At 58.5% G+C, this 23,505-nt stretch carries 23 protein-coding genes, 2 tRNA genes and 1 pseudogene; 18 read left to right on the top strand and 8 right to left on the bottom strand.

The genetic code is table 11. The features are described from left to right. The first annotated feature begins 452 nt into the window (after window positions 1-452). Window positions 453-3,866, top strand: a complete 3,414-nt coding sequence (locus HEP89_RS00730; protein WP_168691089.1) for an ATP-binding protein — start codon at window positions 453-455, stop codon at window positions 3,864-3,866. Continuing rightward, the gene (locus HEP89_RS00725; RefSeq protein WP_035908266.1) at window positions 3,853-4,782 is read left to right on the top strand and encodes a DNA-binding response regulator; all 930 of its coding nucleotides are present in this window, start codon (window positions 3,853-3,855) and stop codon (window positions 4,780-4,782) included. Before HEP89_RS00730 ends, HEP89_RS00725 begins: the two co-directional genes overlap by 14 nt. 308 nt (window positions 4,783-5,090) lie before the next feature. Here the strand turns inward: HEP89_RS00725 and HEP89_RS00720 are convergent, their stop codons facing one another. Next, window positions 5,091-5,441, bottom strand: coding sequence for a hypothetical protein (locus HEP89_RS00720; protein WP_168691088.1), 351 nt, complete (start codon window positions 5,439-5,441; stop codon window positions 5,091-5,093). 147 nt (window positions 5,442-5,588) lie between these two features. Here HEP89_RS00720 and HEP89_RS00715 point away from each other — a divergent pair, with 147 nt between their 5' ends. Beyond that, the gene (locus HEP89_RS00715) at window positions 5,589-5,942 is read left to right on the top strand and encodes a LysR substrate-binding domain-containing protein (protein ID WP_168691087.1); all 354 of its coding nucleotides are present in this window, start codon (window positions 5,589-5,591) and stop codon (window positions 5,940-5,942) included. Window positions 5,943-6,210: 268 nt separating this feature from the next. Here HEP89_RS00715 and HEP89_RS00710 read toward each other — a convergent pair whose 3' ends face one another. Both HEP89_RS00710 and HEP89_RS29965 read right to left on the bottom strand, forming a co-directional pair. After that, window positions 6,211-6,891, bottom strand: a complete 681-nt coding sequence (locus HEP89_RS00710; protein WP_228148056.1) for a LysR substrate-binding domain-containing protein — start codon at window positions 6,889-6,891, stop codon at window positions 6,211-6,213. An 18-nt stretch (window positions 6,892-6,909) separates the two neighbouring features. Further along, window positions 6,910-7,092: pseudogene (locus HEP89_RS29965) on the bottom strand (LysR family transcriptional regulator); the annotation flags it as partial. Window positions 7,093-7,187: 95 nt separating this feature from the next. On the opposite strand from HEP89_RS29965, the gene HEP89_RS00705 reads away from it, so the two are divergent. Further along, window positions 7,188-8,078, top strand: a complete 891-nt coding sequence (locus HEP89_RS00705; protein ID WP_077290509.1) for a PhzF family phenazine biosynthesis protein — start codon at window positions 7,188-7,190, stop codon at window positions 8,076-8,078. A 41-nt stretch (window positions 8,079-8,119) separates the two neighbouring features. Here the strand turns inward: HEP89_RS00705 and HEP89_RS00700 are convergent, their stop codons facing one another. The 3 genes from HEP89_RS00700 to HEP89_RS00690 all read right to left on the bottom strand — a co-directional run bounded on the left by HEP89_RS00700 (window position 8,120) and on the right by HEP89_RS00690 (window position 10,548). After that, a complete protein-coding gene (locus HEP89_RS00700; RefSeq protein WP_077290508.1) occupies window positions 8,120-8,911 on the bottom strand; it encodes a hypothetical protein in 792 nt (263 codons plus the stop codon). A 6-nt stretch (window positions 8,912-8,917) separates the two neighbouring features. Beyond that, a complete protein-coding gene (locus tag HEP89_RS00695; RefSeq protein ID WP_055658446.1) occupies window positions 8,918-10,222 on the bottom strand; it encodes a hypothetical protein in 1,305 nt (434 codons plus the stop codon). Between the two features lie 251 nt (window positions 10,223-10,473). Continuing rightward, window positions 10,474-10,548 (bottom strand) — tRNA-Thr (locus tag HEP89_RS00690). Window positions 10,549-11,153: 605 nt separating this feature from the next. On the opposite strand from HEP89_RS00690, the gene HEP89_RS00685 reads away from it, so the two are divergent. Next, window positions 11,154-11,336 carry a hypothetical protein gene (locus tag HEP89_RS00685; RefSeq protein WP_168691042.1) on the top strand — a complete coding sequence of 61 codons (183 nt, stop codon included), beginning with the start codon at window positions 11,154-11,156 and terminating at the stop codon, window positions 11,334-11,336. A gap of 175 nt (window positions 11,337-11,511) precedes the next feature. Continuing rightward, window positions 11,512-12,801, top strand: coding sequence for a UDP-N-acetylglucosamine 1-carboxyvinyltransferase (murA, locus tag HEP89_RS00680; RefSeq protein WP_168691086.1), 1,290 nt, complete (start codon window positions 11,512-11,514; stop codon window positions 12,799-12,801). Between the two features lie 79 nt (window positions 12,802-12,880). Here the strand turns inward: murA and HEP89_RS00675 are convergent, their stop codons facing one another. Then, window positions 12,881-13,369 (bottom strand): DUF3124 domain-containing protein, encoded by a 489-nt coding sequence (locus tag HEP89_RS00675; protein ID WP_168691085.1) that lies wholly within the window; start codon window positions 13,367-13,369, stop codon window positions 12,881-12,883. Window positions 13,370-13,524: 155 nt separating this feature from the next. Between HEP89_RS00675 and HEP89_RS00670 the strand changes: the two genes are divergently transcribed. From HEP89_RS00670 to HEP89_RS00620, 11 genes are all read left to right on the top strand, one after another. Next, window positions 13,525-13,737: a hypothetical protein gene (locus tag HEP89_RS00670; protein WP_022999898.1), complete on the top strand. Its 213-nt coding sequence runs from the start codon at window positions 13,525-13,527 to the stop codon at window positions 13,735-13,737. Window positions 13,738-13,885: 148 nt separating this feature from the next. After that, window positions 13,886-14,323 carry a DUF2948 family protein gene (locus tag HEP89_RS00665; RefSeq protein ID WP_168691084.1) on the top strand — a complete coding sequence of 146 codons (438 nt, stop codon included), beginning with the start codon at window positions 13,886-13,888 and terminating at the stop codon, window positions 14,321-14,323. Window positions 14,324-14,365: 42 nt separating this feature from the next. Then, entirely contained in the window at window positions 14,366-15,673 is a 1,308-nt protein-coding gene (gene hisD / locus HEP89_RS00660; protein ID WP_168691105.1) for a histidinol dehydrogenase, read from the top strand. Window positions 15,674-15,703: 30 nt separating this feature from the next. Continuing rightward, window positions 15,704-16,207 (top strand): UPF0262 family protein, encoded by a 504-nt coding sequence (locus HEP89_RS00655; RefSeq protein ID WP_168691083.1) that lies wholly within the window; start codon window positions 15,704-15,706, stop codon window positions 16,205-16,207. A 5-nt stretch (window positions 16,208-16,212) separates the two neighbouring features. Beyond that, the gene (locus HEP89_RS00650; protein ID WP_022999902.1) at window positions 16,213-16,665 is read left to right on the top strand and encodes an arsenate reductase ArsC; all 453 of its coding nucleotides are present in this window, start codon (window positions 16,213-16,215) and stop codon (window positions 16,663-16,665) included. A 15-nt stretch (window positions 16,666-16,680) separates the two neighbouring features. Beyond that, the gene (locus HEP89_RS00645; RefSeq protein WP_168691082.1) at window positions 16,681-17,295 is read left to right on the top strand and encodes a GNAT family protein; all 615 of its coding nucleotides are present in this window, start codon (window positions 16,681-16,683) and stop codon (window positions 17,293-17,295) included. A gap of 117 nt (window positions 17,296-17,412) precedes the next feature. Next, the gene (gene infA / locus HEP89_RS00640; protein ID WP_006939340.1) at window positions 17,413-17,631 is read left to right on the top strand and encodes a translation initiation factor IF-1; all 219 of its coding nucleotides are present in this window, start codon (window positions 17,413-17,415) and stop codon (window positions 17,629-17,631) included. A gap of 43 nt (window positions 17,632-17,674) precedes the next feature. Further along, window positions 17,675-18,301, top strand: coding sequence for a Maf-like protein (locus HEP89_RS00635; RefSeq protein ID WP_006939342.1), 627 nt, complete (start codon window positions 17,675-17,677; stop codon window positions 18,299-18,301). Between the two features lie 88 nt (window positions 18,302-18,389). Next, window positions 18,390-18,593, top strand: coding sequence for a DNA gyrase inhibitor YacG (gene yacG / locus HEP89_RS00630; protein WP_031268946.1), 204 nt, complete (start codon window positions 18,390-18,392; stop codon window positions 18,591-18,593). A 487-nt stretch (window positions 18,594-19,080) separates the two neighbouring features. After that, entirely contained in the window at window positions 19,081-20,676 is a 1,596-nt protein-coding gene (locus tag HEP89_RS00625) for a bifunctional metallophosphatase/5'-nucleotidase (protein ID WP_022999905.1), read from the top strand. Between the two features lie 378 nt (window positions 20,677-21,054). Next, window positions 21,055-21,130, top strand: a tRNA-Phe gene (locus tag HEP89_RS00620). Between the two features lie 63 nt (window positions 21,131-21,193). On the opposite strand, the gene HEP89_RS00615 is transcribed toward HEP89_RS00620, so the two are convergent. After that, on the bottom strand, window positions 21,194-22,150 hold the full coding sequence (locus HEP89_RS00615) for a LysR substrate-binding domain-containing protein (protein ID WP_035908189.1): 957 nt from the start codon (window positions 22,148-22,150) through the stop codon (window positions 21,194-21,196). Window positions 22,151-22,306: 156 nt separating this feature from the next. Between HEP89_RS00615 and chvE the strand changes: the two genes are divergently transcribed. Further along, window positions 22,307-23,386, top strand: coding sequence for a multiple monosaccharide ABC transporter substrate-binding protein (gene chvE / locus HEP89_RS00610; RefSeq protein WP_022999981.1), 1,080 nt, complete (start codon window positions 22,307-22,309; stop codon window positions 23,384-23,386). Window positions 23,387-23,505 lie beyond the last annotated feature (119 nt).

The following is a 23,505-nucleotide window of genomic DNA, read 5'->3' as shown; positions in this document are numbered from 1 at the left end:
AGACGTTTCATTCTCTGGACCCCTCTGAGGTTGAGGTTGAAGCAGAGCGCCGTGAAGCTCCTCCGCATGCATCCAAGGCTCGTCTGGAATTGTGCACTGCCGCAATGCGTCAGTTGCTGTGGGTTATTTGACTTATTTCTCCGCACTGCCGCATGTGAAAGAATTCCACGTTTGGAATAAATTCATAGTCCAAAAATCTGAAATTCGATCGTAGTGTAAGTTGTCATTCGTATTTTTTGAATTCGAATGACTTGTATTGATGGGAATATTGAAATTTTTTAATATTTTTTGAATGAGGCATAGAAATTGCTAGGAAGTTTGTCGATCGGCGGTTGTTGATCAATTCGAGGGGGAGGTCGCAAATCTTGAACAAAAATGTGCATGAAAAATAGATGCGATGCACAATGAGTGGGCTGGCGCGCCGGTTCCGGCGGGCGGGATGGTGATGGGCAATGGGTAGTCATCAGCGGGTTGTACGCCTGCGGAGAACATACAATCAGTGGGTCGCAAACCAGACCCTGGAGGACTTTGCGCTCCGTTTCACCGCCAAAAGCGCTCGCCGCTGGTCTCCGGTCTGGGTTGCCAACACCGCGCTGGGCGCAATTTCCTTCCTGGCCCTTGAGGCGATCGGGGCTGCCGTCACCTACAACTACGGTTTCACGAATGCCGTCTCGTCGATTGCCGTCGTCTGCCTGCTCATCTTCATTACCGGCCTTCCGATTGCCTATCATGCCGTGAAATACGGCGTGGATATCGACCTGCTCACCCGCGGAGCCGGGTTCGGTTATATCGGCTCGACAGTGACCTCGCTGATCTACGCAAGTTTCACTTTCATCTTCTTCGCCCTCGAGGCGGCCATCATGGCAACGGCGCTGGAGCTGTTCCTCGGTGTGCCGCTCAACATCGGCTACCTTCTGTGTACACTTGTGGTCATTCCGCTGGTGATCTACGGCATCACCCTGATCAGCCGGCTACAGATCTACACCCAGCCGCTCTGGATCGTGTTGCAGATCCTGCCGTTTGCTTTTCTGGCCTGGCAGGGCGTTGCCCCACTGGACGACTGGCAGAACTTCTCCGGCCGGCTAGGCGACGAGGGCGGCCAGTTCAGCCTCCTGCTATTCGGTGCTTCAAGCGCCGTTCTGTTCTCGCTGATCGCACAGATCGGCGAACAGGTTGATTTCCTGCGCTTTTTGCCGCGTCAACGGCGCGGGCACAGGCTGAAATGGTGGTTCGCACTTCTGGCCGCAGGTCCTGGCTGGATCCTTATCGGCGCGGTGAAACTGCTGCTGGGGTCGTTCCTGGTGGTTCTGGCCCTGCAGAGCGGCCTCAGTCCGGACAAGGCGATCGAACCGACGCACATGTATCTGGTCGCCTTCACCAAGGCCACGACGCCGGAGGTGGCAGTCGCCCTGACAGGGCTCTTCGTGATTGTCTGCCAGGTCAAGATCAACGTGACCAACTCCTACGCCGGCTCCATTGCCTGGTCGAACTTCTTCTCCCGTCTCACCCACAGCCACCCGGGCCGGGTGGTGTGGCTGGTCTTCAATGTGTCAATTGCACTCGCGCTCATGGAGCTTGGTGTCTACAAGGCGCTGGAACGAACGCTCGGTCTTTATTCCGTAGTAGCCGTTGCCTGGATCGGCGCGATCTTTGCCGATCTAGTCATCAACAAACCGCTTGGGCTCAGCCCGAAACATATCGAGTTCAAGCGTGCCCATCTGTACGACATCAATCCGGTCGGCCTTGGCTCTATGGGCGCGGCAAGCCTGATCGCCCTCATTGCCTATTCCGGGGTGTTCGGCCAGACCGCTCATGCGCTGGCAAGCTACATTGCTCTGTTTACCGCCATTCTCCTTGCCCCGTTGATCGCCTATGCGACCGGCGGCAAATATTATATCGCCCGTGAACCGGTACGGGCTGTAACCCCCGACGGCGAACGTCCCCCCGACATTCAATGCTGTATTTGCGAGCATACGTTCGAGCATGAGGACATGGCGCATTGCCCGGTCTATTCGGGGCCGATCTGCTCGCTGTGCTGCTCACTCGATGCGCGCTGCGAGGATGACTGCAAACAGGAAGCACGCATCGGCGACCAGGTCACTGTTCTGCTTCATTCGATCCTTCCGGACCGGATCGCCGGCTGGATGAGCTCCCGGATCGGGCTTTATTTCAGTGTCATGATCCTGATCACCGCTTCGCTCGGAGCGATCCTGTCGCTTGTCTATGTCGAAGCGGAAACCATTTCGCCGGGGGCGGGCAGCGAAGGGGTCGGCAGGGCGCTGACCCAGGTTTTCTTCATTCTGCTGGTCACCTCGGGTGTCATGGCCTGGCTGTTCGTTCTTGTTCACGAAAGCAGGAAGTTCGCCAATGAGGAAACAAGGCGCCAGACCAGCCTTCTGATGAAGGAAATCCGCGCACACAAACGCACCGACGCCAAGCTGCAGAAAGCCAAGGAAGCCGCGGAGGCCGCCAACGAAGCCAAGAGCCGGTACGTGGTCGGCATCAGCCACGAACTGCGTTCGCCGCTAAATGCGATCTCCGGCTACGCCCAGTTGATGCGCAAGGACCCGGCAATCCCCGCCCACAGACGAGACGCCGTGAAGGTGATCCAGCATTCGGCCGATCACCTGGCCGGGCTGATCGAGGGCCTGCTGGACATCTCCAAGATCGAGGCCGGGCATCTCACCATCTACCGGGAAAGGTTCAACCTGCATGAATTCCTGGCGCAGACCGTCGACATGTTCCGCCTTCAGACCGACGCCAAGGAATTGCGCTTTCTGTTCGAGCCTGCGGAAAACCTTCCGGTGTTCGTGTTCGGTGACGAGAAGCGCTTGCGGCAGGTGCTGATCAACCTGTTGTCGAACGCCATCAAATGGACAGACACAGGAAGCGTCAAACTGAAGGTGTCCTATCACAGTCAGGTTGCCGAATTTGGGGTGGTCGATACCGGCATCGGCATTGCTCCGGAAAATCTCGAGCGGATCTTCAATCCGTTCGAACGCATAGAGGAAGACGGCAAGGAGGCCGTTCCCGGGACGGGGCTCGGTCTGACGATCACCAAACTCCTGAGCGAAGTGATGGGCGGTGACATCCAGGTTTCAAGCACGGTTGGTGCCGGCAGCACGTTCAAGGTCCGCATGCTTTTGAGCGCCGCGGAAGCGCCAATCCAGGCGGGGCGGGCGGAAAAACGCATTCGCGGGTATCACGGTCCGATCCAGACGATCATGGTGGTGGATGATGATCCCGCCCAAAGGGCACTAGTCAGGGATTTCCTGTCGCCGCTCGGTTTCAAGGTTCTTGCCGCGGCAAGCGGCCGGTCCTGTCTCGCGATGGTGCAGGACGAACGTCCGGACGCCTTCCTGCTCGACATCAGCATGCCGGGCATGGGCGGGTGGAGCCTTGCCCGGAAACTGCGGGAAGGCGGATTTGGCGACGCGGTCATCATCATGATTTCGGCCAATGCGGATGACAGCGGCCGGGACCCGGTGCACCGGATCTATCATGACGATTACCTGGTGAAGCCCGTCAGGCTGCAGGAACTGCAGGACAAGCTTCAGCTGGCGCTGAAACTCGTCTGGCGCACGGACGACCCCGCGGCGGCTGCGCCGGTGGAGGTTATGCAATCGTCGGGGAGGACGATATTCGAAAAGGCCAGCCTGCCGTCGGAGGAGAGCCTCGGCATTCTGAAACAGCTGAGCGACATTGGCTATGTTCGCGGGATCAAGGCCAAGCTCGACGACATCGAGGCGCATGAGCCGCATGCGGCGGACTTCGTCCATCACATGCGGCGTCTCATCAAGGAATTCGATCTCACCCAATACGACAAGCTTCTGGAAAGGCTCGGACATGATCATGAGTGCTCCTAGTCAGGCCGAGACGGTGCTGTTGGTCGATGACACACCTTCTTCCCTAGGCATGCTTTCGGACGCCCTGGAGGAAGCCGGTTTCACAGTTTTGGTGGCCCAAAGCGGTCGAAAGGCGATAGAAATCGCAGCCCGCGTGATCCCCAATGCGATCCTCATGGATGCGATCATGCCGGAGCTCGACGGTTTCGAAACCAGCAAGCGCCTGAAGGCGCTGGAAGACCTTCGGGATGTGCCGGTTCTCTTCATGACCGGACTGAGCGAGACGGAACATATTGTCAGGGGCCTGGAATCAGGTGGCGTCGACTATGTCACCAAGCCGGTCAACCCGGACGAACTGATCGCCCGTCTGCGCGTGCATATTTCCAACGCCCGAAATTCGCGCAGCGCCCATGTCGCACTTGATGCATCCGGTCGTTACTTGATGTCGGTCGACCTGTCGGGCGCCGTATGCTGGGCAACGCCGCAGGCCTCCGCGCTGCTTGGTACGGGCACGGCCGAGGACGCAGCTGCTGCCGGGCAGTTGCCGGAAGCTGCCGTCGACTGGCTGCGCCATTACCTGCTGCCACAGGGAAAGGCTGCCCAAAAGGAAGAGGACATTGTTGCCCGCATCAAGGGACGGGAGTTGCGGTTCACTTATGCCGGCAACATCAGTGCGGGTGAGCATCTGCTGCGCGTGTCGGATGTCTCGGACAGCGTCCCTTCCGAAATCCTGAAGGATGCCTTCGACCTGACGGAACGCGAAGCCGAAGTCCTGATCTGGATTGCCAACGGAAAGTCCAACAAGGAAATCGCCTCCATTCTGGACATGAGCCCACGCACGGTGAACAAGCATCTGGACCGGATCTTCGGCAAGCTGGGCGTTGAAAACCGGACCTCGGCCGCGGTTGTTTCACTGAGACGCATCCTGGAAGGCTGAACTCGGCTCGCAAGAAAGTGTTGCTGGAGGAGTGCGCCGCGTCGCTTGTCACCTGGTGTCTCGCGGTGGAACTCACTTGCGTTTCACAACGGATCGAAATTCAAGACCCTCATCCGGCCAAAGGGCTGGATTACGTTCAATAGGGACAGTGGCGCGATCCTCGGTATCGTCGCTCCAGCTCGTTCTGAAATACCAGCGGCATGAGAAATCGACTTACATAATCCAGAAGCTTTTTCTCTGTTCTCCGGGGCTCGTTTCCTTAAAGGGATGGGCTCAAACTCAAAGCGGAAACATGCACAGGAAACGGTTCAGCTCAATCGCGCTCTCGCGGCATCCTGACCGACCTGGGCGATGGTATGAGCCTGGCCATAGCCGATAAGGGGGAAGCGCCCCACCGGAGGTTCAATCAAGAGGTCCGCCATCGCCTTGGTTTGGTCCCGGTGGGCGATGCCGCCGACAATGCCGGCACGCACTAGGATTTCAGGCAGGGTTGGCAGCTTCTCCGTCCGGCGCGAAAACAGGCGGGTCAACACATCAAGCGGGCCGAACCGTTCCAGGGAGGCATCGACGACCAGATCTTCGCGGGGATTGACGTCGACCGCGATCACCTGGCCCGACCCGACGCGGTCCCGCATCGCGTCGACCGGTACGTTGTTCAAAATCGCTCCATCTACCAGCAAATGCCCCTGTTTCAAGGTTGGTGGAAAAATGCCGGCCGGAGAGTTGCTCGCGCGCACTGCGAAATGGAGAGGGCCACTGTCCAGCACCTCGGTGGTTGCCTGGGTAAGGTCGCAGGCGACGGCGATTTGGCAAAGGCGACTTTATTGCATGTCGAGGCTGAGGATGAATGCTGGCCGAGGTGGGATCAATATTTCGAAGCTATGGGCCTTTCCGGAAGCGGGCAGGGCAACCGGACGTTCAGCAACTACGTTCAGGCCACCCAGGCTGCGATTGCCGGGATGGGAGTGATGCTGGGATGGGTTTCAAATTCAAGCGACCTGCTGCGGCAGGGGCAGCTCGCGGTGTTCCGGAACCAACCGCTGTTTCCAGATGGCGCATTCCATCTGGTTCGACCGAAACACAAGGATGAGAAAGCAGCAGCAACGACGCTGGCGCGACATCTCCACCGCTGCGTCGCCGACGTCTCTTCCGGCAAATAACGCTTGTTGCTCTGACCAAGCCAGCTTCAGGGTGGCCATCGGAAAGCTGACGACAGTCCCTGGACAGTCTCTGTCAGCCGACGCGTTTTTTGCCAATGCAAGTGCCAGTCAGCAAAGTGGACATTCTTGTCGTTGCCTCTCCGAACAGTGGTCTTGAGACATGAGGCGCGCCATGACCGCATCCGGAATGGTGTCCTGCGCGTTTTTGCTGATCGGCACTGCACATTGAGATCAGTGACATTTTCAGTTTGTCGAAATGCCTGCTGCCTCAGGCAGCCGCTGCGCAGGTTTGGTGCAGCCAGGCACGAAATTTCCTGACTTGAGGCCGGCGCCATCTCGACGCTGTCGATACAGCCCAGTATCCGAGATTTGCATCCCATCTCGGAATGTCTGGTCTCACCAGAATGCCGGAGGCAACGGCGTCACGCGTCAGAACGGGCCAAGCCAGCCACAGGCCCTGACCGGAAACAGCAGCCTCGTACGATAGTGACGCGTCAGGCACGCGGACCACCGGGTGTCGCGAAGGATCGAGATGCTTGCGGCCTACACTGGAAGACCACTGGGTCCAGGAAACAAGGCTTTGCTCATCAACTATGAGCGGAACCTTGGAGGCTGTTGCCTGGGTCAGGAGTGCTTTGCTGAGGCCAAGAGTGCAGACGAGTTCGATCGACTGGTCGACGATCTTTTCGGTTTTCACATCCGGCCACTCGCCTTTGCCAAATCTGATGGCTATGTCGATGCCTTCCCGATCGAAATCGACCAGTCGGCTGGTGGTGACGAGCCTAATCTCTGTATCCGGATGTTCCGCGTTCCAGTTCACCAGGCGCGGCACCAGAAAACGCGCGGCAAAAGCGAGACCGCACGAAACGGTAAGCAAGGGTCGAGGCTTGGCGCTTATCTCGGCCAACCCGTCCGAAATCACCTGAAACCCTTCCGTGAGTTTTGGCAAAAGCAACCTGCCTTTAGCGGTGGGGACCAAGCCCGTATCCGTCCTGTCGAACAGCGTTACCTCGAGTTGCGCCTCAAGCAGACGTAGTTGGTGGCTCACCGCACTTGGCGTCACGTTGAGGCTGGATGCCGCCCGCGACAAACTGCCTAAACGGCCTACAGCTTCCGCTGCTTGCAGTGATTTTAGAGACGGTTGTGGCATCTGATGTACAATTTTTCTCAATACTGTTGAAATAGATTAGATTGCTAAATCCTGCGTGTTCAAGTGAATTCTTCGCGAAACAGCGAGGAACTCAAATGAATATAACGAATAAAATTCAACAGTATGCGATCGTTGATGTGTTTGCCGAGAGGCCGCTGCGCGGCAATCCTCTTGCTGTGGTTCCAGACGCGGATGACCTGGACGAGCACACGATGCGCGCGATCGCCGTCGAATTCAATTTATCGGAGACATCATTTGTCTTGACGCCTACAGAGGCTTCTGCGGACTTTCGAATTAGATCGTTCACGCCGACCGGAGACGAAGTGTTTGGTGTCGGCCATAACGCGCTAGGTGTCTGGTGGTGGTTGGCAGAAACGGGCCAACTAGGTGAACGCACCTCGTTTGTTCAGCAACTGGGGGACGAGCTTCTTCCAGTTTCGATCGGACGGGAAAATGGACGGGCAACTGTCTCCCTGGCTCAGGCCATGCCGCGCCATATTGGCGATGTCGGGGACTTGCAGGCGCTTGCCGAAGCACTGGGGCTCGACAAGAGCGAACCGGCCCTCGGGCCGCAGGAAGCGGTTGTGGTCTCCACGGGTGCGGCGCATATGCTCGTCAGGCTCGTTTCCCGCGACGAAGTTGACCGCGCGGAGCCTGACGCCTCCATGCTTCTTCCGTTGTTGGAGCGTGCCGGTGCGCAAGGATGTTATGTTTTCACGACATCTGGTGAACAGAGAGGGGAAGCCTATGCTCGCTTCTTCAATCCAACGGTAGGCATTCGGGAAGACCCGGCAACAGGAAGCGCCGCAGGCCCACTGGGGTGGCTATTGGCCAACCGCAGCGGTGCTGGAGGACAAGAAACGTTCACGGTCGTACAGGGAGTTTCCATGGGTAGGGAAAGCCATATTCGGCTTCTCGTGCGCCCCGACGCTGTTGAGCTGACCGGTTCCGCTGTGCTCACTGCAACGGGCCAATTGCATCTGTAGCTTTTGGAGCGGGCTCAGACCCGACCTCTGCTGAACGGCGCTCAGTCCAGGATTTCCGTCGCGAGCCGGGTGCCGAGAAGCTCATCTTCAACCAGGATGTAGATTTCCTTGGGGGGTGTATTGAGAGAATGGACCATCAGGCCTGGATCGATACCCATCTCGATCAGGTATTCCATCGTTTCCCCCTGGCCGTACTGAATCTCTTCCACCGCCAGGAAAACAGGCATGTAGCCGGGGGTGTCATAGTAGTGCTGATGCATGCCTACGGCAGCATCCTTGGAGGCTGAACGATTGACACCGGCTGCAAAAATGTAAGGACACGACGAAAGGCACACCAGACCAGGCAGCATGGTGGTATCCAGCTCAGCTGCGCGCAGGCTACGACCAATTTCAAATGCCTCACTCACATTGCCTCCGGGGCTATGGAGTGAAACCACTTTGGGGGCTTCTTCCAGGCTGGCCAGGAAGCTCGTAAAGCGTTCGGCGTCTCCAGATGAGATCCGGCCCTTCAGGAAAATCGCTTCTCCCAATTCGCCCCTGTCGATCACTTCAAACTGAAGCCTGGGAGGCATGTCACCCGGAATTTTGAAAGTCGACGGGGCAGGTGTCCGCATGAAGTCGGGAAAGCTACGAGATGGATCGTAGTGTCTCACCTGATCGCCGGGTGTCGTGGGTCCGGACGGCAGTGCATCGTTGCCGCCACCCCCCGGGGTCCATTGAGCCTGCAGATGCGAGAGCACCAACAAGGCTGCCAGGATCGCCTGGGCGACCAAAACCCACTTCAGGCTGCGCTGGATGGTTATCCGCGACGTATCAAGGCGCTCGGAAAACACGTCGTGCTACTCCGCGGCATTCAGGTTTGCGGGCTCGGAAGTTTCCGCATTTGCGACACGGCGCAAGACTTCCTTGTCTGCCGCCCCCATCGAAGCCTCAACATCCTTCATCGCATTGATTGCTGCCTTGAGGTCTGCGAGCGTCAGGGTTTCCTCGATGCTTAGCCCATCCCGGCCGCTACGGATCGATGCCTGGGTGATTGCGACCACAAAGACCAGAACGGCGGGCAGGAGGTCGATCGCGATAGCACCAGCCCATGAGGGGACAAAGTTGCCTGCGTACCTGATCACAGCGTCGGCGCTTGAGATCGGATTATAGGCCGTCTCTTGTGGTGGCTCCAACGCCAGCACTTCATCGGCTGCGCGCCGCAGGGTCTGGCTGCGTTGGTCGAGGGCGTTCAACACGGATGCGATGGTGCTTGATTGAGCGTCTCGAACGCTGCTGTTTCGGCCGTCAAGTTCGGGAAGAACAACAGATGCAGGCAGGTCCTCGGCTGCTCGAGCGACGAGCGGTGCAACGGAGTACTGGTTCAGGTTTGCAATAACGCCGGCAAGACGCACGCTTTCCTCCGAAAACGCGACCGACCTTTGTTCAACCGGGCCGGGGGCAACCGTCAGGGCTCGCATGCGCCCAAGGATTTCGTTGCCCCGGGCAAAGGCAGAGTCGATCAGTGGCTTTTGTTCTGAAATCTGCTCCTCAAGGTTCTGGAGCTCTTCTGTTTTTTGCGTCAGAACTCGAAAGACTGCGCCTTCACCCGCTGTGCCTGAGAGCTCGCCGGAGCGTTCCTGTTGGGCGAGTGCTTCGAATGCTTCCTTGGCGCGTTGAACCTCGCGCCCGAGAGCCTGGCCCGAAAGGGCGATCTCATGTGCCTGCTCCAAAGCCGCCTGGTAGTCACGGACTGTCGTATCCAGGTGTTGTTCGACAGCCGCCGATCCCGCAAGCGCAGCCGCGTTGAGCCAGCTCGACATGGCAATGATTGCAGCCGACCCCACAAGCATTGAAACCGAAAGTCCGATGAAACCCGCCGCACTGCGCATCGCAGGCATGAGCCGAAGCATGTAGCTCCAGAATACGAAAATCCCGACTGACACGGCGACGGAATAGGCCACCGCCGCGAAGAAACTCATCGCACCCGTATCCTCCAGCAGAGAGGACACACCCAGGTAGGTGTAGATACCGGAAGCGATTGCCAGAACGCCGAGCGCCGCAGGTGTGAAGGTTTCAAGCCAAGCAAGATGAGCTTCAAGCTCCTTGGCAGTGCGAAGGCCTTTTGCTTCCGCAGCAGTCAATTTGGTCTGGCTTTCATTCATGGCATTTCCTCACAAGCTCGCAAGCAGCTTAGCTAGGGCTTTACCCCATAAAACCAAGCATTGCGGCGTTATTCCGGCAATGGAACGTAAGGAAGAACCTTGAAGGCCCATGCGCCGTCGAGTTACTGAAAACAGTCTTCAGATTGGTTTTTGATGAGCGCTTGGAATACACCCGAAACGAGGACTGTAGAACGCCAGAAATTGCCTTACCATTCAGGGTGTTAGCGTCTTTTGCGGGAAGAAATGTGAAATGGTGCTGCCGGAGAGATTTGAACTCTCGACCTCTCCCTTACCAAGGGAGTGCTCTACCCCTGAGCTACGGCAGCATCTGGCTTGTCTTTGGGACAGGCGTGGCGTCGAACTTTTTTGCTTGATAAGCTTGAGTTGCAAGACGCAAGTGCTGGTGCCGATCAGCGGTGCCGACCGGAATGAGGGGGCTTTTGCCATAAGACCTTCGGGGACGCAAGCAGTGTTTTGGGATTTTTTTCCGCAGTCATTTGCTCCCTCCCGTCAAAGCCGGGACGATTGAAGGGTTGGCGCGGCAAAGCTGGTGCTTTTGGCCCTGTTTCGCCTGTGGATATTAAGCAATCCTGCCGGTCGAGGCGCAGAGCAGATTGGCCTTTTCGGGAGAGGGGAAACAGGCTCTCGCCGAAAGGCCGGTGGAAGCAGAATCCGGGGAATTCAGAAGTTTGGGAACAGGGAAGACTGAAGGCGGGGTTCTGCACCGCGTGCAGGCTTCTTGGCGCGATGATGCTTATCTCTGATGGGGGGCGGCATGGCCGCGGATACGTTTTGGGCAGCGACGGGAAAACCGAATGATGCTGAAGCTGGCAGGGTAGGCGGCAAACAAGGCGGAAGACACAAGATGCCTAGGCAAGCTGCGGGCAGCTTGCTAGACAAATGAATCACAGGATCATCACACAGGCACGCCATGGGCGAAAAAGACCAGCAGCAAAAGTCCGCTGAAAGCGGCGGCGGAAAATCCGGCAAGCAGACAGGCGAAAAGGCGTCGGACAAAGCCGGGGCGAAATCCCGCGAAGACCGGCTGGCCGAAGCCCTGAGAGCCAATCTGCGCCGCCGCAAGTCTGCTGCCAAGACGCGGGACGCCGACTGAGGACCAACAGCCGGATGTTCGGCAGGACTGTGTCGCCCCAAAAATGCCCGGTCGCAGCCGGTTGCTCGCCTTGCATGGGCCATAACTTGCGTGTAGACCGCACGTTTGATGTGAGTTTCTTGACGTATGCAAAGGGATGGCCGTGCGGCGAGCACGGTCCTGTTCGGGGAAAAACATGGACAGTATCAAGGTCGTTGGCGGTGCGGAACTGAATGGTGTCATTCCGATTTCCGGCGCGAAGAATGCGGCACTGCCGCTGATGATCGCATCGCTCCTGACGGATGAGACCCTGACGCTGTCGAATGTGCCGCGCCTTCGCGACGTTGCCCAGCTTATGCAGATCCTGTCCAATCACGGGGTTGATTACTCGGTGAACGGCAAGCGTAGCGGCCAGGATGACCTTGCCGGACAGACGCTGAACCTGACCGCCCGTGAAATCGTCGACACGACCGCTCCTTATGAGCTGGTTTCCAAGATGCGTGCCAGCTTCTGGGTAATCGGCCCGCTGGTTGCCCGCAGCCATGAGGCGCGGGTCTCGCTGCCTGGCGGCTGTGCAATCGGCACGCGGCCGGTAGACTTCTTCATCGACGGTCTGGCAGCGCTCGGCGCCGAGATCGAGATCGACGGAGGCTATGTCATCGTCAAGGCTCCGGGTGGGCTGAAAGGTGCTCGCGTCGAGTTTCCGAAGGTTTCCGTCGGTGCAACCCACACAATCATGATGGCGGCGACGCTGGCCAGTGGCGAGACGGAAATCGTCAATGCCGCGCGTGAGCCGGAAGTCGTCGATCTTGCCAAGTGCCTGAAGGCCATGGGCGCGAAGATTGAGGGTGAAGGCACATCGACTATCCGCATCCAGGGTGTGCCGCGCCTTCATGGTGCGCATCACGCGGTTGTTCCGGACCGGATCGAAACAGGCACCTATGCCATGGCTGTTGCCATGACCGGTGGTGACGTTCTGTTGCAAGGCGCCCGTTCGGACCTTCTGGAAACGGCGCTCGAGACACTTCGCCAGACCGGTGCGGACATTACGCAGACCGCCGAGGGCATCAAGGTTTACCGCAACGGCAACGGCATCCAGCCGGTGGATATCACCACCGAACCGTTCCCGGGCTTTCCGACCGACCTGCAGGCCCAGTTCATGGCCCTGATGACGAAGGCCGGCGGCACGAGCCGTATTACCGAAACCATTTTTGAAAACCGGTTCATGCACGTGCAGGAACTGGCCCGCCTCGGTGCCCAGATCCATGTGGACGGCCGCACGGCAATGATCGAAGGCGTCTCGACCCTGCGCGGTGCTCCGGTCATGGCAACGGATCTGCGGGCGTCCGTCTCGCTGGTTATTGCCGGTCTGGCAGCAGAAGGCGAAACGACGGTCAGCCGTGTCTATCACCTCGACCGCGGGTTTGAGCGTCTGGAAGACAAGCTGACCCGCTGCGGCGCGAAGATCGAGCGCATCTCGGCCTGATAAAGCCGTCGAATTACGGTGTGAAAGCATGGGCGGCGTGGACTGCGCCGCACCTCATGTAATGCATTTTTCGCGAAATCTACTCCGCCGTTTGCCGCTTGATCACCCGACCTCGTGACGTGAAAGAGGGGCCGGGACCGCCGCTGCCACTGGTCATGATGGCTTCTGCGATGGGGCTGAGGGCACCGCTATCCGACGACCACACGAGCAGGAAATTCGCCCCGACGCCGCCAGAGGTGTCGTTGATCGGGATCAGCACTGTTTTGGACTGCAGGGGCGCAAGGTCCACCGGCGCATCCAGGAGAGTGCGCAGCAAGGTGCCATCCTCGTTGTGATAATCGACCTGCTGCAACGTTATGGTGGCTTCAGGGTCGACATTGTGGATGGCAAGTGTTGCCGCCAGAAGGTCGGACCTGTTCGGATGGGAAAAGACCCGCGAATAGGCCGGGACATATATGGTCTCACCCAGAACCTTCTCGGTAAAATCCTGTGACTGGACATCCATCGGCGTCTGGAAAAGAAGCAGACTGCCTGCCAGCAGGCCGAGGCAGGTGGATCGTTTCAGCATTACGTGCCCGTGCGTTCGTGTGATGGTAGGGTATCGCCCTGATGTGCTGGCGTCACTTTCCAGAATGCGTGCCCTGATTGCAAGACGGAAGGCAGATGGCAGGTGATAACAAATCGACGCCGGGAAAACCTGCGGGACGATGTTGGAGCGACTGCATGAATGCACAGACAATCCGGTTTTTGGTCCAGCTGGCCTTTGCCTTTGCGGCACTGTTCGCTGTTGTCCTTGTTCCGGCGCCCTACGGGCCGTCTCTGGGCTTCTTCTTGCTTGTGTTCGGGCTCTGGCTGGGCCGTCGGATCTTCCGGCGGATTGCATCGCTGGACGAGGTCAAGGCGGATCTGCGCCAGCGGGTGGATGAAGGCCCTTGAGGGCTCCACGATGCCGCGAGGCATGTTTCAGGGCATTGGAGATTGCCAAAACCGTTATTCCCCATTAGGCAACAGCCTTGGGACCGGGCAGAAAGTCGCTTATATGCGTCCTGCCAGACAACGCATGACCGGATCAGAACAAGAGCAAATGGACCAGCTGAAACTTGCCGCCCTTGACCAGGAAGACCTTCAGGTTCTTTCCGCCCATCTGCAGGACGCGGTGATCACCATCGCGGATATGCGCTATCTGCCGAAGGAGCAGAAGGCCGTGTTCGTGTTGAACCGGTTCGTGTGGGACAAGGAAGCCGACAAGCGATCGAAAGAACATGAGCGCCGCCGCACGGCGCTGGCCTTTGCGCAGGTCAAGGCCATGAAGGCACAGAACATCAACCAAAAGGCCAAGGGTGCCGTCCTGGAATTGCTCGCCGTGACCTTCGAGCCGGGCGAAGAGCCGGCCGGCACGATCCAGCTCGCTTTTGCAGGTGGCGGCAGCCTTGCGCTCGAGGTGGACTGCATCGAGGCGCAACTGTCGGACCTGGGCGCCGCATGGTCCACGCCGAACCTGCCGCAACACGACCTCAGCTGACCGCCCGCACGGAATGACAGACGGTGCAAGGCACCGCACATGATGGAGAATTGCGTGGTTCTACGCCTTAACATCAACGACGCCCGCTTTGAAGACCAGTTCAAGGCTCTCCTTTCCGGCAAACGGGAAGTGTCGGAGGATGTCGACCAGATCGTCCGGGACATACTCGAGCGTGTTCGCACGGAAGGCGACAAGGCAGTCCTCGACTATACGGCAAGGTTCGACCGGCTGCAGACCGAGAGCATGGCCGAACTGACGGTGTCCGCCGCAGAAATTGATGCCGCGCTTGCAAAGGTGCCGCAGGAGACGCTGGACGCCCTGCAGCTTGCCCACGACCGCATTCACGCCCACCATGCCCGCCAGATGCCGAAGGACGACCGCTATGCCGATCCCATCGGCGTGGAACTCGGTTCGCTCTGGACCGCTGTCGAGGCTGTCGGCATCTATGTGCCCGGTGGTACCGCAAGCTACCCGAGTTCGGTTCTGATGAATGCCGTGCCGGCCAAGGTCGCGGGCGTGGAACGCATCGTCATGGTGGTTCCGAGCCCGGACGGGGTGTTGAACCCGCTGGTGCTGGCTGCCGCCAGAATTGCCGGTGTCACGGAAATCTATCGTATTGGCGGTGCACAGGCCGTTGCTGCTCTCGCCTATGGAACGCAGACCATTGCTCCGGTCGCCAAGATCGTCGGTCCGGGCAATGCCTTTGTGGCGGCTGCCAAGCGCCGTGTCTTCGGAACGGTCGGCATCGACATGATCGCGGGCCCGTCCGAAGTGCTGATCCTGGCCGACAGTGGCAACAATGCCGACTGGCTTGCTGCCGATCTGCTGGCACAGGCCGAACACGATACCGCTGCGCAGTCGATCCTTATTACCGACAGCGAAGATCTTGCGAACCAGGTGGAAGCTGTCGTCGAAGCGCAGTTGAAAACGTTGCCGCGCGAAGATGTTGCCCGTGCCAGCTGGCAGGATTACGGAGCAATCATCCTGGTGGACGATCTGGAGGCGGCAATGCCGCTAGCCAACCGAATTGCTCCCGAACACCTGGAACTTGCCGTTGCCGATCCGGAAGCGCTGCTGAAGAAGGTGCGCAACGCGGGCGCCGTGTTCCTGGGCCATTATACGCCTGAAGCCATTGGCGACTATGTCGGCGGCTCCAATCATGTGTTGCCGACCGCGCGGTCGGCTCGCTTTTCGTCGGGTCTGAGCGTGCTGGAATTCGTCAAACGCACCTCGATCCTGAAATGCAATGCGGATAATCTGCGTCAGCTCGGGCCGGCGGCAATCGCTCTTGGTGAATCAGAGGGGTTGTCGGCGCACGCGCGCTCTGTTTCCATCAGACTGAATTTATAGCTCCCGATTTGAAGAAGAGGCTTCGACCAGATGAGCGAACCGCACCCGGATCCCGAACCGCAACAAACCGGCGGAAAGCTGATTGATGTGGTTTTGGACGAAGCCTCTATCGCCCGGTCCACACCGGAAGTGGAGCATGACCGTGCTGTTGCGATCTACGACCTGATTGAGGAAAACGCGTTTCAGCCCGTCGGGCATCCGCCTGCGAGCTATGTTCTCAACCTGTCGGTAATCGAAAAGAAGCTGGTTTTCCGGATCAGGACCGATGACGACAAGGAAGTCGTCACTCATGTTTTGTCACTGTCTCCGCTGCGCAAGATCGTCAAGGACTACGACCTGATCTGCGAAAGCTATTACGAGGCTATCCGCCACGCGACACCGAGCCAGATCGAGGCGATCGACATGGGGCGGCGCGGGGTGCACAACGAAGGTTCTGCCATTTTGATGGAGCGGCTGGAAGGGAAGATAGAAGTCGACATGCAGACGGCACGACGGCTGTTTACCCTCGTTTACGCCTTGCACTGGAAGGGCTGACGGATATGGCCGGGCCGGGCATGCGTCCGACTGCGGTGCTTTTTGCCTGCGGAATGAATTCCGTACGCTCGCCCATGGCCGAGGCTCTGACGGCCAAACTCTTTCCCGGCCAGATTTATGTGCGTTCCGCCGGTGTCCGTTCCGGCAAGGTTGACCCGTTCGTGGACGCGGTCATGGCGGAAATAGGCGTCGACATGAGCCGGCACACGCCGAAGACATTCGAGGATCTGGACGAATCTGGGTTCGATCTTGTGGTCACTCTCGCTCCCGAGGCGCACCACAAGGCGCTCGACATGACGAGAACGGAATCGGTCGAGGTGGAATACTGGCCGACTCTCGACCCGACCCTTGCCACCGGCAGCCGGGAGCAGATCCTGGGCGAATACCGGGCAGTGCGCGATCAGCTCATGATGCGCATCAAGAAGCGCCTGGACTGGGCGCCGCCGCCAAGCGGCTGAACCTGAAGGAACAAGATGAAATTCGAAATCACGTCCCCGGTTCTGACGGACCGGTTGGTACTGCGTCCCATGGAGCCAGGCGATGCGGAGGCACTCCATGCCTACCAGTCTCTGCCGGAGGTTGCTCGTTTCCAGTTCTGGGAACCACGAAGCCTGGAGGAAATCCGGTCGAAACTGACCAAATGGGCGGACATGAAGTGCCTGGATGGTGAAGGGACACTGGCCTTCGCGGTAGAGGAAAGGAAGGACGGTGGTGTCATCGGTGACGTTTCGCTGAAGGTGACGAACGTGGAAGCGCGCCAGGGCACGATCGGGTTCACATTGAACCCCCAATATCAGGGCAGGGGCTTTGCCACGGAGGCTGGCCGCGCGCTGCTGCGCATGGGGTTCGAGGATCTCGGACTGCACCGCATATTCGCCAGCTGCGACGCCCACAACAATGCGTCCTGGGGAGTGATGGAACGCCTGGGCATGCGCAGGGAGGCCCATTTTCGCGAGCATGCCCTGTTCAAGGGTGGCTGGGATGAAGAGTTCTATTACGCAATTCTTGAAGATGAGTGGCGTGAACAGCAGGAAAATTCCGGGTTTTCCGGCGTAAATCCGGCAGGAAATGGCGATCGCAGGGGGTGATGCATAGGATCTGGCAGTTTCTTTGCATAGCGGTGGAAAGAAAGGTTCACTTTCTGCCGCTAATCCGTTAGTTTCCCCGGCACCCGCGGGCAGGGCCCGCTTTATTCAGGATATCAAATGGCCAAAGAAGAAGCTCTGGAGTTTCCGGGCGTCGTAACAGAACTGTTGCCGAACGCGACGTTCCGCGTAAAACTGGAAAATGATCACGAAATTATTGCCCACACGGCAGGGCGTATGCGCAAGAACCGTATCCGCGTACTGGCGGGCGACAAGGTTCTTGTCGAAATGACCCCGTATGATCTTACCAAGGGGCGGATCACCTACCGCTTCAAGTAAGCGGATCCTTCAAGGTGACCCCGGCTGCAAGGCTCGCTCTTAGATGACCAATGCCCCTCAGTTGATCCTGGCCTCCGCTTCGCCGCGCCGCCTCGCGCTGCTGCAGCAGATCGGACTGGAGCCGGATCACCTCCTGCCGGCCGATATCGACGAAACGCCGAAGAAGCATGAAACACCGCGCAGTCTTGCGCTGCGCCTTGCACGTGCAAAGGCTGAAGCCGTTCGTCAGATGGCCGATGCGTCCGAAGCGATGCAGGACAGTGTGGTGCTGGCTGCCGATACCGTGGTTGCGGTCGGTCGCCGGGCCCTGCCCAAGGCGGAGCTGACCGATCAGGCGCTCATGTGCCTGTCTCTCCTGTCAGGCCGTGGCCATCGGGTGTTCACCGGGGTGGCCGTTGCAGAGGCAAACGGCAAGGTCCGTTCCAAGCTTGTCGAAACCCGCGTGCGGTTCAAACGCCTGACGCGCAAGGACATGGACGACTATATTTCCTCCGGCGAGTGGCGTGGCAAGGCAGGCGGATATGCCATTCAGGGGCTCGCGGGAAGTTTTGTCGTCAAACTGGTCGGGTCCTACCCGGCGGTGGTTGGACTGCCCCTGGTGGAAACCGCGAACCTGCTGAGTTCAGCCGGATACCCTGTGCATCAGGGCTGGGCGACAGCGGCAGCCTGAAGCTGTCGAGATCGTGTTCGGCAAGCCGATGATCCATCACCGGCTGCCTTTTCAGCAGTTGGCGCGAAGCAGAAATCCGGAGAGTGAAATGGCCGAAAGCCAGAAACCCGAACGGCGCATGCGCCCCTGTCCAATCTGCTCGAAATTGTCGACGCCGGACGATTATCCGTTCTGCTCGGATCGCTGCGCCAAGATCGATCTGAACCGCTGGTTCTCCGAGGGGTACACCATACCCGTGGTGGAAACCGACGATATCGACGAGAGCAATTTCCCGGACGAAGACCGCTCCTGACAGGTCCTGGTGCGCCATGTGATCCGCCGGTTCGTTTGCCGGCGAAGCAGGTGCGAAGGCCTTGCCGGTATTCCAGGCAGAACTCGGCGCCTCAGTGCTCCTCTCCTGAAAATCTTCTCAAAAGTCCCTGAAAACCGCCCGCCACCGGAGTTTTCGGGAAGCCTTGCCATTTGCCTGTTCAGCCGGCTGCCACGGAACTTGGCTCGGCAGAGTTGGCGGGATTGAGCTATTTTTAGGCAGCGCTGCAAAAATATTTATCCAGCAAAATTTTTTTCAGTTTCATGCCGCCAAACACTTGCAGCTGTCATAAAACTGCACCAAGATCTTTTTATACCGGCGATCCTGACGCCCTGAATTCCGGTTTTGTCCGGTAGGGTTGATGCCTTTTGTTGAGGGGCGTACGGGGTTTTTAAGAACACCGGGAAGCCGGCGTCAGGCGTCTCGTTCCTGATACGGCATAACCAACCTATCCAAGGGCGAGGGTCCGATGAAAAAACGTTTTCTGAGCGCCGCAGTGCTGTCCGTGACCACGGCACTGTCGACGGCAGCCTATGCCGATTATTCGCTGACGATCTTGCATACCAACGACTTCCACAGCCGTATCGAGCCGATCAACAAGTACGATTCGACCTGCGGTGAAGAGGACAATGCAGAAGGCAAATGCTTCGGTGGCACGGCGCGCCTCGACACGATCATCAAGGATCGCCGCGCGGCCAGCAACAACACGATCCTCGTCGACGGTGGTGACCAGTTCCAGGGCACGCTGTTCTATACCTATTACAAGGGCAAGGCTGCGGCCGAGTTCATGAACAAGCTCGGCTACGACGGAATGACCGTCGGCAACCATGAATTTGATGATGGACCTGAAGTCCTGCGCGGGTTCATGGATGCGGTCGAGTTTCCGGTTCTGATGTCCAACGCGGATGTATCGAAGGAGCCTCAGCTTGCCGACGTGCTGAAGCCTTCGATCGTCATCGAACGCGGCGGTGAGAAGATCGGCCTGATCGGCCTGACGCCGGAAGACACCGATGAACTGGCCAGCCCCGGCGCGAATATTTCCTTCACCGATCCGGTTGCAGCCGTAACCCGCGAAGCGGAGAAACTTGCTGCCGAAGGCGTCAACAAGATCATCGTCCTCAGCCACTCCGGTTATAACGTCGACAAGGAAGTTGCTGCCAAGGCACCTGGCATCGACGTGATTGTCGGCGGCCACTCCAACACTTACCTGTCCAACACGTCGGACGATGCCGAAGGCCCGTATCCGACCATGATCGACGGTCCGGATGGAACGCCGACCGCCGTCGTTCAGGCCTACGCCTACGGCAAGTTCCTGGGCGAGCTGAACGTGACCTTTGACGACAATGGCGTCATCACGGAAGCTGCCGGTGAGCCGATCATCATCGACAACACCATCGTCGAAAATCCGGAACTTGTTTCCCGCATCAAGGAACTCGCCGAACCGCTCGACGAAATCCGCAAGGAAGTCGTTGCCCAGGCCGATGCTCCCATCGGCGCCGACCGGGAAGTCTGCCGGGCCCAGGCTTGCGAAATGGGGATCCTGGTCGCAGATGCCATGCTTGATCGCGTCAAGGGCCAGGGTGTCCAGATCGCCATCCAGAACGGCGGTGGTCTGCGTGCCTCCATCGACGCCGGTGAGATCACCAAGGGCGAAGTCCTGACGGTGCTGCCGTTCCAGAACACGCTGTCCACTTTCGAACTCAAGGGTTCCGATGTGATCGCGGCTCTGGAAAACGGTGTCAGCCAGGTGGAAGAGGGCGCGGGCCGTTTCCCGCAAGTCGCCGGTCTTAAGTATTCCTTCGACAAGACCAAACCTGCCGGGGAGCGGATCTCCGATGTCATGGTGATGGAAGGCGACAGCTACGTCCCGCTGGATCCGGAAAAGGTCTATGGCGTGGTGTCCAACAACTACATGCGCGGTGGCGGCGACGGCTACAAGATCTTCGCGACCAACGGCATGAACGCCTATGACTTCGGACCGGACCTGGCCGATGTGGTTTCCGACTATCTTGCGGGCAAGAACGGTTACTCAGCATATACAGACGACCGGATCACCGTAAAATAAGATCTACAGGATCGTTGATGACTGTCAGAAGCGCGCCATTCGTGGCGCGCTTCTTTCGTTTGCACGTCAGTATTTGGGGGAGATCGGGTGCGTACCGCAGGATAGAGGTGATGACTTGACTGTGGGCCAGAGAGCCTCCGACCACGTGCCTTGTTGCGACAGAAGCCGAGATATATGTGACACAGTACGAAACGATTTTGGTCAGGCTCGGGAAAGATATTGTTTTTCAGAAGGTTAGTGGGGCTGAAAGTTTTCAACAGGTGAGGTGAGGCCGTTCGGCAAAAAACTTTGCCGGGGTGCTGGACAAGGTTTCAGGGAGCCTCTATAAGGACCGGGCTTTCAGCGAACGGGGCTCGCCCCGGACCACTTGCAAGGCACGCCCAGATAGCTCAGTTGGTAGAGCAGCGGATTGAAAATCCGCGTGTCGCTGGTTCGATTCCGGCTCTGGGCACCACTCTTCCTCTACAGTTTGTCAAGTTTTTCAAGACGTTGCATCACTTCGGCTTGCGATCCGCAATCACGCGAGTATCGTTTCGCCCGTGATTGCCCGCAGGACTTCACGTGCCACGATCCGGGCTACGGGCGTCAGAACCTGGCCTTTTCGGGTCAGGAAGGAATAGGTCTCAACCGACAAGGTGAGATCGCTTTCAAGGGCCGTGATCGTGCCCGGGCTTCCATCTGCATTTTCAGCAAAGCTTGAGGCAACCGATTGGGCAACAGCGGCAATCGCGTTGGTACGCTGCACAGTCGTAACCGTGAACAGAAACGAAGACGTCGTCAGCACCTTGGTGGGCAGACCAAGCCCCTTGTCGCGCAATGCCTGTTCCGTCGTGGTGCGGATCGGGGCGCCAACAGGAGGAAGCACCCAGTCAAAACCCAATAGGGCTTCTGCAGGCACAGGTGCTGCGAGGCGGGTCAGCGGATGATCCGTCCGGGCGACCAGACAGGCAGGCTCGCGAAGGAGAGGGCGTTCCTCGAACAGGTCCGGATCTTCATCCACCGGCACGCGGCTGAGGGAAAAGTCGAGCCGCCCGTCCTCCAGCATCGGTGCCAGATCGAGACTGGGACCGACTTCCACCGAAATGGAAATATCCGGGTAGCTGAGGCGCACGTGACGTATCGCGGGCAGGACATATTCGATTGCAGGGCCCGTCACCGACCCGATGCTGACGTGCCCGCTCTGGCCGGACTTGTGCTGTTCGATATCGCGCCCCGCATCGGCAAACTCCTGCAGAATGCGCACACAGCGTTCGGCTAGTTTGTGGCCGATGTCGGTCAACTCGATTCCGCGGCCCGATCGCACGTAAATGTCGGCTTCCGCCACGCGCTCAACTTCGGAAATCAGACGCGAAGCGGCCGGTTGCGACATGCCGAGAGCGCTTGCTGCGTCGGTGAGGCGAGTGTGTTTTGCAAGCTCCGCGAGCAATCGCAAGTGGGAGATTTTCATTCCCCGCCGCAGCAAGTCCAAGCTCATGGCCGATTTCCGTTATTTCATATCAATTAAGGTATGTAATGATAATCAATAATAATTTGACCGTCATGTTACTTTTCCATTTTGTACTCCCCGGCATCAACCCGTGAATGCCTGTGACTGAATTGGGCCGGCTGGGATCCGGTCCGGGAGGACGATATGAAATTTGTTTCCAAGGCGCTTGTCGCGGTAGCGGCAGCAGCAACCCTTATGTCCGGCGTGGCGCTGACCGGCGCGGCAATGGCCCAGGACAAAGGCTCCATCGGCATCGCCATGCCGACGAAATCTTCGGCACGCTGGATCTCCGACGGCAATTCCATGGTCGAGCAGTTCACCGAAGCCGGCTATGAAGCAGACCTGCAGTACGCAGAAGACGATATTCCGAACCAGCTCGCCCAGATCGAAAACATGATCACCAAGGGTGTGGACGTTCTGGTGATCGCCGCCATCGACGGCACCACGCTTTCCAACGCTCTTGAAAATGCAGCAGCATCCGGCATCAAGGTCATCGCATACGACCGCTTGATCCGTGACAGTGGCGACGTCGACTATTACGCGACTTTCGACAACTTCAAGGTCGGCGTGCAGCAGGCAACGTCTCTCGTGAACGGCTTGAAAGAGCGGTTCGGCGACGGCCCTTACAATGTCGAACTCTTTGGCGGTTCTCCGGACGATAACAACGCCTACTTCTTCTACGACGGTGCGATGTCCGTTCTGCAGCCGCTGATCGACGATGGCACGATCGTCATCCAGTCCGGCCAGATGGGCATGGATACCGTCGGTACGCTGCGTTGGGACGGTGCAGTTGCGCAGTCTCGCATGGATAACCTGTTGTCCGCTCACTACACCGACAAGCAGCTGCACGGCGCTCTCAGCCCGTATGACGGCCTGTCCATCGGCATCCTGTCCTCGCTCAAGGGTGTCGGCTACGGTTCCGGCGATCTGAAGATGCCGATCGTCACCGGTCAGGACGCCGAAGTCCCGTCCGTGAAGTCGATCCTGGCCGGCGAGCAGTACTCGACCGTTTTCAAGGATACCCGTGAACTTGCCCGTGTCACTGTCGGCATGGTTGATGCCCTGCTGGGTGGCGGCGAGCCGGAAATCAACGACACCACCACTTACGACAACGGTGTGAAGGTTGTTCCGTCCTACCTGCTGGAGCCGGTTTCCGTCGACGCCAGCAACTGGGAAGAGATCCTGATCGGCAGCGGTTACTACACTGCAGACCAGGTCAAATAAGAACGACAACACCCCGGAGCATCCTGCGTTCAACCGAGCGCACACCGGATGCTCCGCCACTTTGGACGTGATCAGCTTCAGGAGGATCGATCCCATCCGATTGATCTTCCGCTGGTCCG

This window comes from Labrenzia sp. 5N, assembly GCF_012395805.1.
Lineage (GTDB): Bacteria > Pseudomonadota > Alphaproteobacteria > Rhizobiales > Stappiaceae > Roseibium > Roseibium algicola.
This window is presented reverse-complemented; position numbering and strand designations above follow the sequence as displayed.

Coding starts and splice junctions, on each gene's coding strand:
- HEP89_RS00730 (WP_168691089.1), top strand. CDS start 453: ATGGGTAGTCATCAGCGGGTTGTACGCCTGCGGAGAACATACAATCAG.
- HEP89_RS00725 (WP_035908266.1), top strand. CDS start 3,853: ATGAGTGCTCCTAGTCAGGCCGAGACGGTGCTGTTGGTCGATGACACA.
- HEP89_RS00705 (WP_077290509.1), top strand. CDS start 7,188: ATGAATATAACGAATAAAATTCAACAGTATGCGATCGTTGATGTGTTT.
- HEP89_RS00695 (WP_055658446.1), bottom strand. CDS start 10,222: ATGAATGAAAGCCAGACCAAATTGACTGCTGCGGAAGCAAAAGGCCTT.
- HEP89_RS00685 (WP_168691042.1), top strand. CDS start 11,154: ATGGGCGAAAAAGACCAGCAGCAAAAGTCCGCTGAAAGCGGCGGCGGA.
- murA (WP_168691086.1), top strand. CDS start 11,512: ATGGACAGTATCAAGGTCGTTGGCGGTGCGGAACTGAATGGTGTCATT.
- HEP89_RS00675 (WP_168691085.1), bottom strand. CDS start 13,369: ATGCTGAAACGATCCACCTGCCTCGGCCTGCTGGCAGGCAGTCTGCTT.
- HEP89_RS00670 (WP_022999898.1), top strand. CDS start 13,525: ATGAATGCACAGACAATCCGGTTTTTGGTCCAGCTGGCCTTTGCCTTT.
- HEP89_RS00665 (WP_168691084.1), top strand. CDS start 13,886: ATGGACCAGCTGAAACTTGCCGCCCTTGACCAGGAAGACCTTCAGGTT.
- hisD (WP_168691105.1), top strand. CDS start 14,366: ATGGAGAATTGCGTGGTTCTACGCCTTAACATCAACGACGCCCGCTTT.
- HEP89_RS00655 (WP_168691083.1), top strand. CDS start 15,704: ATGAGCGAACCGCACCCGGATCCCGAACCGCAACAAACCGGCGGAAAG.
- HEP89_RS00650 (WP_022999902.1), top strand. CDS start 16,213: ATGGCCGGGCCGGGCATGCGTCCGACTGCGGTGCTTTTTGCCTGCGGA.
- HEP89_RS00645 (WP_168691082.1), top strand. CDS start 16,681: ATGAAATTCGAAATCACGTCCCCGGTTCTGACGGACCGGTTGGTACTG.
- infA (WP_006939340.1), top strand. CDS start 17,413: ATGGCCAAAGAAGAAGCTCTGGAGTTTCCGGGCGTCGTAACAGAACTG.
- HEP89_RS00635 (WP_006939342.1), top strand. CDS start 17,675: ATGACCAATGCCCCTCAGTTGATCCTGGCCTCCGCTTCGCCGCGCCGC.
- yacG (WP_031268946.1), top strand. CDS start 18,390: ATGGCCGAAAGCCAGAAACCCGAACGGCGCATGCGCCCCTGTCCAATC.
- HEP89_RS00625 (WP_022999905.1), top strand. CDS start 19,081: ATGAAAAAACGTTTTCTGAGCGCCGCAGTGCTGTCCGTGACCACGGCA.
- HEP89_RS00615 (WP_035908189.1), bottom strand. CDS start 22,150: ATGAGCTTGGACTTGCTGCGGCGGGGAATGAAAATCTCCCACTTGCGA.
- chvE (WP_022999981.1), top strand. CDS start 22,307: ATGAAATTTGTTTCCAAGGCGCTTGTCGCGGTAGCGGCAGCAGCAACC.